This is a genomic window from Arhodomonas sp. KWT (genome assembly GCF_010993615.1).
This window is the reverse complement of sequence record NZ_WNXE01000044.1, coordinates 10,309-13,430: the sequence shown is the minus strand read 5'-3', so window position 1 is coordinate 13,430 and position 3,122 is coordinate 10,309. Positions and strand designations below refer to the sequence as shown.

Here is a 3,122-nt window from a genome sequence, read left to right as displayed (position 1 = left end):
GGGGACACCACCCGTCCGACAGGCAACGGCCGGCAGAGGCGATCGATGTAAAGAACTGCCGTCCGCAGTCGTTATGCGGGGTGAGGGGTATCGATGCGGCGTCGGCGTCCGGGGATTCGCTGCCGTCAGACACCGCCCGATACACCAGAAGACAACGAACACAGACGGGGACACTCGGATGTCGCTTTTCCGTAATCTGACCATTCAGGCCCGCATTCTGCTGGTCTGCCTCCTGCCCCTTGCACTGGTCACCGCGGCTATCGTCGCCGCAAGCGCAAACAGCCTCCAGGATCAGGGTGCAAAGGACATCGCAGAGCTGCGCGATTCGCTGATCAACGCCCGCAAGGAATCGCTCAGGAACCTCGTCGACACCGCTGTCTCGGCAATCCGGCCGATCTATGAAAACGCCGGGCCCGACGATACGCAGGCGAAGGAGCGGGTGAAATCGATCGTGCGGAGCATGGACTACGGCGACAACGGCTACATCTACGTGTACAGCTACGACGGCACTGCCCGTGTCCTGCGCCCCAAACCGGAGCTCGAGGGCCAGAACCTCTGGGATCTCAAGATGGACAACGGCGAGTACCTCATCCGCGAGCTGATCGCTGATGCCAAGGAGGGCGGTGCCTTCTACCGGTACCGCTGGGATAATCCGGCCACCGGCAACGAGGAGCCCAAACTCTCGTTCACTACGGGCCTGGACAAGTGGAACTGGATGATCGGCACCGGCGTGTACCTCAACGACGTCGAAGCCAACGTCGCCGCGGCCCGCGAGGCGGTGAACACCAACGTCCGCCGCGAGGTCCTGGTAACCGCCCTGTCGGGTATCGCCGCCTTCGCGTTGATCGCCGTCATCGCCGTGATCATGACCCGCCGCATCGTCGGCCCGATCCGCGAGACCTCCCGGGCCATGCACGAGATTGCCGAGGGCGAGGGCGACCTCACCCAGCGCCTGCCCGTCGCCCGCGAGGACGAGGTCGGCGAGCTCGCCCGCCAGTTCAACGCCTTCGTCGCCAAGGTCCAGGACACCCTCCGTGACGTGCGCGGCACCACCGACCAGCTCGCCTCCGCCGCCGAGGAGCTCAGCCAGGTCGCCGCCCAGACCCGCAGCAACGTCGACAGCCAGAGCCAGGAGACCGACCACATCGCCTCGGCGATCAACGAGATGACCGCCACCGTGCAGGAGATCTCGCGCAACGCCGGTACCGTCCAGGAATCGGCCCGCGACGCCGACGAGCGTGCCCGCGAGGGTGACGGCGTGGTCCAGGAAAACCACACCGCCATGGAGACCCTCGCCGAGGACATCAGCTCCACGAGCACCGCGGTCAGCCAGCTCGCCGAGCGCAGCCGCGAGATCGAGACCGTACTCGACGTCATCCACGACGTCACCGAACAGACCAACCTCCTCGCCCTCAACGCCGCCATCGAGGCCGCCCGGGCCGGCGAGCAGGGCCGCGGGTTCGCCGTGGTCGCCGAGGAGGTCCGGGCTCTGGCCAAGCGCTCCAGCGAGTCCGCCGACCGCATCCGCACCATCATCGAGGGCCTGGTCGCTGACACCCGTACCGCGGTCTCCACAATGGAGCGCTCCCAGGAACGCTCCCAGAGCAGCCTCGACCGCTCCCACCAGGCCCGCGAGGCGCTGCAGAGCATCGCCACCGCGGTCTCGGAGATCCATGAGCAGATCACCCAGATCGCCACCGCCGCCGAGGAACAGGGGCAGGTCGCCGAGGAGCTCAACCGCAACGTCTCCGGCATCGTCGAGGCCGCCGGGCAGAGCTCCGAGGGCGTGCAGCAGACCAGCCAGGCCAGCGGCGAGCTCAGCCGCATGGGCGAGCAGCTCCGCGCCGCCGTCTCGCGTTTCCGCGTCTGAGACGCCACGCCAGCGGGCCGCCCACGCCCGGGCGGCCCTACCCCGCTCCCGCTCTCCACGCTATCCTGTGACCTTCCCGGAACCGACATTGCCGTAGTGCCGGAAACGCCCGTCGCGCGACGCCGGCACGCCGCGCAGGCCCGGAACGCAAGCGCCGAACGCGTATTATCGCGGCGGCGTGCCATCCGCCGACAACCAGGCCCCGACGCCGTGACCAGCTTTCTCAGCCCCGGACTGCTCTACGCTTTCCTGCCCACCTTCTTCCTGGTGTCCATCACGCCGGGGATGTGCATGACCCTGGCGCTGTCGCTCGGTATCACGGTCGGCGTGCGCCGCGCGCTGTGGATGATGGCCGGCGAGCTCGCGGGCGTGGCGGTGGTGGCGGTCGCCGCCGTCGTCGGCGTGGCCACCGTGATGCTGCGCTATCCCATGGCGTTCGCCGTCCTCCGCTACGCCGGCGGCGCCTATCTCGTATGGCTCGGCATCCAGCTGTGGCGCTCCCGCGGCCGGCTTGCCCTCGACCTGGACGAGACACCGGGGGCGGGCGCGGGACGGCGCGACCTGGCCGCCCAGGGTTTCATCACCGCGGTGGCCAATCCCAAGGGCTGGGCGTTCTTCATCGCGCTGCTGCCGCCCTTCATCGACACCGCCCTGCCGCTCACACCCCAGCTCGCCACCCTGGTCGGGATGATCCTGACCATCGAGTTCTCCGCGCTGCTGATCTATGCCGCCGGCGGCCGGGCCCTGGGCAGACTGCTGGCCCGCCGCGGGGGCGTCACCCTGCTCAACCGCATCGCCGGCACGCTGATGATCGGCGTCGGGATCTGGCTCGCACTGGAGTAGTCCCCCGCCGTTCGCCGGAGCCCCGTGTGCACCGTTATCATTGCCATATACCCGGCAGCAGGACGGCGGGCCGATGAGCGACGAGCAGACCTCCGGCGGCGACGGACACGCCACACGCACACCGCGACGCCAGATCGCCCTGGTGCTCCAGGGGGGCGGCGCACTGGGGGCCTTCCAGGGCGGCGTCTACGAGGGCCTGGCGGAGGCCGAACACCGGCCGGACTGGGTCGTCGGCACCTCCATCGGCGCGATCCACGCGGCGATCATCGCCGGCAACCCGCCGGAGCGGCGCCTGGAACGCCTGCAGACGTTCTGGGAGCGGATCACGCGCCCCGAATGGCCGCCGGCGCCGACGTGGGATTCCCCCTGGCGCGAGGCGTACAACCGCGTCAGCGCGGCCACCACCGCG

The 3,122-nt window shown here is 69.2% G+C and carries 3 protein-coding genes; all 3 read left to right on the top strand.

The genetic code is table 11. The features are described 5' to 3' along the window. The first annotated feature begins 178 nt into the window (after nucleotides 1-178). On the top strand, nucleotides 179-1,870 hold the full coding sequence (locus tag G7A99_RS09230; RefSeq protein ID WP_163139687.1) for a methyl-accepting chemotaxis protein: 1,692 nt from the start codon (nucleotides 179-181) through the stop codon (nucleotides 1,868-1,870). A gap of 210 nt (nucleotides 1,871-2,080) precedes the next feature. Next, nucleotides 2,081-2,713, top strand: coding sequence for a LysE family translocator (locus tag G7A99_RS09225; protein WP_163139685.1), 633 nt, complete (start codon nucleotides 2,081-2,083; stop codon nucleotides 2,711-2,713). Between the two features lie 73 nt (nucleotides 2,714-2,786). Beyond that, the coding region (locus tag G7A99_RS09220) for a patatin-like phospholipase family protein (RefSeq protein WP_205599780.1) at nucleotides 2,787-3,122 on the top strand (336 nt) is incomplete at its 3' end.

Excerpts from the sequence above, each read along its gene's own strand:
- G7A99_RS09230 (WP_163139687.1), top strand. The coding sequence starts at position 179 with ATGTCGCTTTTCCGTAATCTGACCATTCAGGCCCGCATTCTGCTGGTC.